The 6,427-nt window shown below is 73.0% G+C and carries 6 protein-coding genes; 5 read left to right on the top strand and 1 reads right to left on the bottom strand.

Features of this window, described 5'->3' with window-relative positions; genetic code table 11:
- Positions 1–1,572: dolichyl-phosphate-mannose--protein mannosyltransferase (locus ACFW2E_RS18050; protein WP_384467471.1), on the bottom strand; the 1,572-nt coding region annotated here is incomplete at its 3' end.
- A 97-nt stretch (positions 1,573–1,669) separates the two neighbouring features.
- On the opposite strand from ACFW2E_RS18050, the gene rsmI reads away from it, so the two are divergent.
- From rsmI to rsmA, 5 genes are all read left to right on the top strand, one after another.
- The gene (gene rsmI / locus ACFW2E_RS18045; RefSeq protein WP_384467469.1) at positions 1,670–2,518 is read left to right on the top strand and encodes a 16S rRNA (cytidine(1402)-2'-O)-methyltransferase; all 849 of its coding nucleotides are present in this window, start codon (positions 1,670–1,672) and stop codon (positions 2,516–2,518) included.
- A 312-nt stretch (positions 2,519–2,830) separates the two neighbouring features.
- Positions 2,831–3,247 carry a hypothetical protein gene (locus ACFW2E_RS18040; RefSeq protein ID WP_384467467.1) on the top strand — a complete coding sequence of 139 codons (417 nt, stop codon included), beginning with the start codon at positions 2,831–2,833 and terminating at the stop codon, positions 3,245–3,247.
- Positions 3,248–3,294: 47 nt separating this feature from the next.
- Positions 3,295–4,173: a TatD family hydrolase gene (locus ACFW2E_RS18035; RefSeq protein WP_384467465.1), complete on the top strand. Its 879-nt coding sequence runs from the start codon at positions 3,295–3,297 to the stop codon at positions 4,171–4,173.
- A 114-nt stretch (positions 4,174–4,287) separates the two neighbouring features.
- Positions 4,288–5,580 (top strand): ubiquitin-like domain-containing protein, encoded by a 1,293-nt coding sequence (locus ACFW2E_RS18030; RefSeq protein ID WP_384467463.1) that lies wholly within the window; start codon positions 4,288–4,290, stop codon positions 5,578–5,580.
- 50 nt (positions 5,581–5,630) lie between these two features.
- Positions 5,631–6,427: 16S rRNA (adenine(1518)-N(6)/adenine(1519)-N(6))-dimethyltransferase RsmA (gene rsmA, locus ACFW2E_RS18025; RefSeq protein ID WP_384467461.1), on the top strand; the 797-nt coding region annotated here is incomplete at its 3' end.

Here is a 6,427-nt window from a genome sequence, read left to right as displayed (position 1 = left end):
GATCGCGCCCAACACCAACCCCACCGCCAGGCAGTGGAACGGGACGAAGACGACCGCGTAGAAGAGGAAGATCGTCCGCTCCTGGTACATGAACCAGGGCAGGTAGCCGGCCGCGATGCCGCAGGCGATGGCGCCCGCGCGCCAGTCGCGGCGGAAGGCCCAGCGCCACAGGACGTAGACGATCGCGAAGCAGGCCACCCACCACAGCAGCGGTGTGCCGATGGCGAGGACCTCACGGGCGCACTTCTGGCCCGCGTCCGCCGGGCAGCCGTCCGCACCGGGGGAGGGCGACTCGTAGAAGTACGAGACCGGGCGGCCCAGGACGATCCAGCTCCACGGGTTCGACTGGTAGGTGTGCGGGGACGACAGGCCGACGTGGAACTCGTACACCTCGTGCTCGTAGTGCCACAGGCTGCGCAGCCAGTCCGGCAGGAAGGTCCAGTTGCCGCCCTTGCCGTCGGTCGCCGCCCAGTTGCGGAAGTAGCCGCCGGTGCCGTCGGTCGGGGAGAGGATCCAGCCGATCCAGGAGACCAGGTACACGGCGATCGCCACCGGCACCGTGGCCAGGAACGTGATGCCGGTGTCGTGCTTGAGGACCGCCGCGTACGGGTGCCGGGCACCGGCCACCCTGCGGGCGCCGACGTCCCACAGCAGCGCCATCAGGCAGAACGCGGCGAGGATGTAGAGGCCGTTCCACTTCGTGCCGATGGCCAGGCCGAGCAGCAGACCCGCCGCCCAGCGCCAGGGCCGCCACCCCAGGCGGAGGGTGTCGGCCACCTGCGCGTCGGGGCGCACGCGGCCGTCCCCGTCCACGGGCAGCGCGGCGGCCAGCCTCGACCGCGACCGGTCCCGGTCGATGACCAGGCAGCCGAAGGCCGCCAGCACGAAGAACATCAGCACGCCGTCGAGCAGCGAAGTGCGGCTCATCACGAAGTGCAGCCCGTCCAGCGCCATCAGCCCGCCGGCCAGGCAGCCGAGGAACGTCGACCGGAAGATCCGGCGCCCGATCCGGCACAGCAGCAGCACGCTCAGCGTGCCCAGCAGCGCCGTCATGAACCGCCAGCCGAACGGATCGAACCCGAACATCAGCTCGCCGAGGCCGATGACGTACTTGCCGACCGGCGGGTGCACGACGTACGCCGCGTCCGCCGGGATGCCGACGTGCCCGGCCTTCTGCAGGATCAGGTCGTTGGCGTTCTTGTCCCAGTTGACCTCGAAACCGCGGTGGACGAGCGCCCAGGCGTCCTTGGCGTAGTACGTCTCGTCGAATATCACCGCCTTCGGGCTGCCCAGGTTCCAGAACCGCATCAGGCCCGCCATCAGCGTCACCAGCAGCGGACCGCCCCAGCCCGACCAGCGGGTGATCCGCTCGGCGAGCGGCCGCGGCGCGCCCAGGACCAGCCACAGACGCGGGCTGGGCTCGGTGTACGGCGGCACCAGACGGTCGAGGACGCTGCCGTCGCTTCTGGGCCCCGCGTAGCCGAATCGGCGCAGCCGCTGCTGCCACGACTGCCGCTGGTCGTGCGGGGCCTGGCCCTGCCGGGTGTCCGTGGAGGACGCGGTACTGGTCACCGCGCCATCGTAGGGAACCCTTCTGTGTGAGTCCCGTGCCTGGGCGGTACCGGTTGGTGTGCGTTCCCTTTCCCGGGGCCCTGGGAGGATGGGGAACGTGACTGGAACCCTTGTTTTGGCGGGCACCCCCATCGGCGACATCGCGGACGCGCCCCCCCGGCTCGCGGCGGAACTCGCCGGAGCCGACGTCGTCGCGGCCGAGGACACGCGGCGGCTGCGCCGGCTGACACAGGCGCTGGGCGTCACGCCCAAGGGACGCGTGGTGTCCTACTTCGAGGGCAACGAGTCCGCCCGGACGCCCGAGCTGGTCGAGGAGCTGCTGGGCGGGGCGCGAGTGCTCCTCGTCACGGACGCCGGGATGCCCTCGGTGTCCGACCCCGGGTACCGGCTGGTCGCGGCGGCCGTCGAGAAGGACGTGCGGGTCACCGCCGTCCCCGGACCGTCCGCCGTGCTGACCGCCCTCGCGCTGTCCGGGCTGCCCGTCGACCGGTTCTGCTTCGAGGGTTTCCTGCCGCGCAAGTCCGGCGAGAGGCTGTCCCGGCTGCGCGAGGTCGCCGAGGAGCGGCGCACCCTCGTCTACTTCGAGGCACCCCACCGGCTCGACGACACCCTCGCCGCGATGGCCGAGGTCTTCGGCGCGCAGCGGCGCGCGGCCGTCTGCCGGGAGCTGACCAAGACCTACGAGGAGGTACGGCGCGGACCGCTCGCCGAGCTGGCCGCCTGGGCGGCGGAGGGGGTTCGCGGCGAGATCACCGTGGTGGTCGAGGGCGCTCCCGAGCGCGGCCCCGAGGAACTCGGCGCGGAGGAACTCGTGCGCCGGGTGCGGGTGCGCGAGGAGGCGGGGGAGCGGCGCAAGGAGGCGATCGCCGCGGTGGCCGCGGAGGCGGGCCTGCCCAAGCGCGAGGTGTTCGACGCGGTGGTGGCGGCCAAGCACTCCGCCGGGTGAGGCCCCGGCTCTTCCGGGAAACCCGTCGCGGCACCGCCCGCATGGCCTCTGAGCAGGGTGCTTCTCCTATGAGCACGCGCCCCATGCGAGGGCAAAGGGCCGTCGCCGAAGGCAAAGCCCAGCCCCCGGTGCCGAGGCCGTTTTGGCAAGCAGAGTCCAAATCGCCTCCAACACTCGACAGGCCGGATGCATTCGCGCCGACACAGGCGTCCACTGGTCGAAGGGACGCACCCGTCCCTCGCCCCCAAGGGGATTCCGGGGGGAATCCCCGCACCGGGGGCGCTTGTCCGGCGGACAAGAGGAGCAGCTGGCATGAGTGAGATCGCAGGGCAGCAGACCGGCCTCCGCGGTACGGCGACCGCAGTCGTTCACGAGTCCTATTCCTTCGCCTGCATGCGATGCGGGCACGGCTGGGAGCAGTCGTACGAGATAGAGCACCACACGGACACCGACGGCCACGAGTTCGTGGTGTACGTCGCGAACGGCCAGGTCGTGCCGTCCCCGCTGAGCCGGCCCGCGTGCCAGAACTGCGACGGCCACATCGTGCGGATCATGCGGGCGGGCCAGGTCTCGTCGGTGCGCAGCGCGGCCCAGCGGCAGCGCGGTGTGCCGCAGGCAGGGCCGGCCGAGGCGCCCGAGACGGCGGAGCGGCCCGCGCAGGCCAAGGAACAGCACCACCACTGGCACCTGTCCGATCTCCTGCATCCGTTCCAGCGCAAGGCGAGCTGAACCGGCCGCCGGGCGGGAAGGGCATGCCTCTTTCGTAGGATCGGGGCATGCCTTCGAACGCCGACAAGAACGCGGCGCCGCCGCTCCCGGAGCCCCTCCGGGTGCCCGTCGCCGACTCCCACACCCACCTCGACATGCAGTCCGGCACGGTCGAGGAGGGCCTCGCGAAGGCCGCGTCGGTGGGAGTGACGACGGTCGTCCAGGTCGGCTGCGACATCAAGGGCTCGCAGTGGGCCGCGGAGACGGCCGCGGCGTACGACAGCGTCCACGCGACCGTCGCCCTGCACCCCAACGAGGCGCCGCGCATCGTCCACGGCGACCCCGACGGCTGGTCCCGGCAGGGCGCACGTGAACCGGGCGGCGACACCGCGCTGGACGAGGCGCTCGCCGAGATCGACCGGCTGGCCGGACTGCCGCAGGTGAAGGGCGTCGGCGAGACGGGGCTTGACCACTTCCGCACCGGGCCCGAGGGCAAGGCGGCCCAGGAGAGGTCCTTCCGCGCCCACATCGAGATCGCCAAGCGGCACGGCAAGGCGCTGGTCATCCACGACCGCGACGCCCACGCCGACGTCCTGCGCGTCCTCAGGGAGGAGGGTGCCCCCGAGCGCACCGTCTTCCACTGCTACTCCGGGGACGCCGAGATGGCCGAGGTGTGCGCACGCGAGGGCTACTACATGTCCTTCGCCGGGAACGTCACCTTCAAGAACGCCCGGAACCTGCGCGACGCCCTCGCCGTCGCCCCGCTGGAACTGGTCCTCGTGGAGACCGACGCGCCCTTCCTGACCCCGGCGCCGTACCGCGGACGGCCCAACGCCCCGTACCTCGTTCCAGTCACGGTGCGTGCGATGGCGGCCGTGCGGGGTATCGGCGAGGACGCGCTGGCGGCGGCCCTGGGGGCCAACACGGCCCGCGCCTTCGGCTACTGACCGCGCGTTCGAGGCGCAACAGTCCGTAGTTGCGTCGCTTTGGAGAGTGACGTCCGCTCCGCTAGGTTCTGGGGGCCCGATCCGGACCCCTCTGGCTCCCTGGAGCGTGTCGGCGTGAGCAAGCCGCAGCACGAGACGCAGGAGACGTACGACCCCGGCGCCTGCGTGCACACCGCGGAGACGGTGCCCTACGGGGTGTACGAGGCCCCTGCGCGCGAGGACACCTACCGGCCCGCCTACGAGCAGCAGGCGCTGCCCCGTCAGGCGGAACGGCGGGCCGCGCGCCGGCGCAGGGCGCGGCCTGCCGAGCGCCCCGAGTCCGCCGTGCGCCGGCTGCTGCCCCAGGCGCTCGTCGTCGCGTTCCTCGCCGGCGGCACCACCGCGTTCGTCGCCCAGGACAAGGCGGTCGAGCTGACCGTCGACGGGAAGCCCCGCACCCTCCACACCTTCGCCGACGACGTGACCGAGCTGCTCGCCGAGGAGGGCGTGCGGGTGCACGAGCACGACGTGGTGGCACCCGCCCCCGGTACGGCGCTCGCCAGCGGCGACGAGGTCGCGGTGCACTACGGGCGTCCCGTCCGGCTCACGCTCGACGGCCACCGGCGAGAGGTGTGGACGACGGCCCGCACGGTGGAGGGGGCGCTCAGACAGATGGGGGTGCGGGCGGAGGGCGCCCATCTCTCGGCATCGCGCTCCCAGCGGATCGGCCGGGCCGGGCTAGCGCTCGACGTACGTACCGAACGCGCCGTCACGGTCATGGCGGACGGCCGGGCCCGCACCATCCGCACCACCTCCTCGACCGTCCGCGAGGCGGTCGAGGAGGCCGGGATCACCCTGCGCGACCAGGACACCACCTCCGTCCCGCCCGGCAGCTTCCCGCGGGACGGGCAGACGGTGACCGTGCTGCGGGTGACCGGCACCAGGGAGGTCCGGGAGGAGTCGATCCCGTTCGACGTGATGCGCACCCAGGACCCCTCGCTCTTCGAGGGCACGGAGGTCGTCGAGCGGGCGGGGGAGCCGGGACTGCGGCGGATCGCGTATTTCGTGCGCACCGTCAACGGGGTCCGGCAGCGGCCGCGCCGCGAGGGGGCCGAGGTGGTGCGCGAGCCGCGCGCGCAGGTCGTGAAGGTGGGCACGAAGCCGCACCCGCCGTCCGTGCACGGCGTGGACCACCTGGACTGGCACGGCCTGGCGGCCTGCGAGTCCGGCGGGCGGGCCCACGCGGTGGACCCGTCGGGCACGTACGGCGGCCTCTACCAGTTCGACAACCGCACCTGGCACAGCCTCGGCGGCAGCGGGCGCCCGCAGGACGCCTCGGCGGAGGAACAGACCTTCCGGGCGAAGAAGCTCTACCTGCGCCAGGGGCCGAGCCCCTGGCCGCACTGCGGGGCCCGGTTGAACGGGTGAGCGCCGGGCGGCGGGACGAGGGGCCCGGCCGCGGCCCGTACCCTTGTCCCGTGAGCAGCCCCACCCCCGACGCCCTCCTCGGCCCCGCCGACATCCGTGAACTCGCGGCAGCGCTGGGCGTGCGTCCCACCAAGCAGCGCGGTCAGAACTTCGTGATCGACGCGAACACGGTCCGCCGCATCGTCCGCACCGCCGACGTCCGCCCCGAGGACGTGGTCGTCGAGGTCGGCCCGGGGCTCGGCTCCCTCACCCTGGCGCTGCTGGAGGTCGCCGACCGCGTCACCGCCGTCGAGATCGACGACGTCCTGGCCGGTGCGCTGCCCGCGACGATCACGGCACGCATGCCGCAGCGCGCGGACCGGTTCGCGCTGGTCCACTCCGACGCGATGCACGTCGCCGAACTGCCCGGCCCCGCCCCCACGGCGCTGGTCGCGAACCTGCCGTACAACGTGGCCGTCCCGGTGCTGCTGCACATGCTCGACACCTTCCCCAGCATCGAGCGGACGCTGGTGATGGTGCAGTCGGAGGTCGCCGACCGGCTCGCCGCCGCACCCGGCTCGAAGGTGTACGGAGTGCCCTCCGTCAAGGCCAACTGGTACGCCGAGGTGAAACGCGCCGGAGCGATCGGCCGCAATGTCTTCTGGCCCGCGCCGAACGTCGACAGCGGGCTCGTCTCCCTGGTCCGGCGGACCGAGCCGATCAAGACCACGGCCTCCAGGAGGCAGGTCTTCGCGGTCGTCGACGCGGCGTTCGCGCAGCGGCGCAACACGCGTCGAGCGGCGCACGCCCGCGGGGCGGGCGCCGCCGCCGCCCCGCTGGGGGGCCCCGGGCCCCCCCGCGGGGCACC

This window comes from Streptomyces sp. NPDC058964, from assembly GCF_042741275.1.
Taxonomy (GTDB): Bacteria; Actinomycetota; Actinomycetes; order Streptomycetales; family Streptomycetaceae; genus Streptomyces.
The sequence above is the reverse complement of the archived record's forward strand: the minus strand, read 5'-3'. Positions and strand labels throughout refer to the sequence as shown.

Coding starts and splice junctions, on each gene's coding strand:
- ACFW2E_RS18040 (WP_384467467.1), top strand. CDS start 2,831: ATGAGTGAGATCGCAGGGCAGCAGACCGGCCTCCGCGGTACGGCGACC.
- ACFW2E_RS18035 (WP_384467465.1), top strand. CDS start 3,295: ATGCCTTCGAACGCCGACAAGAACGCGGCGCCGCCGCTCCCGGAGCCC.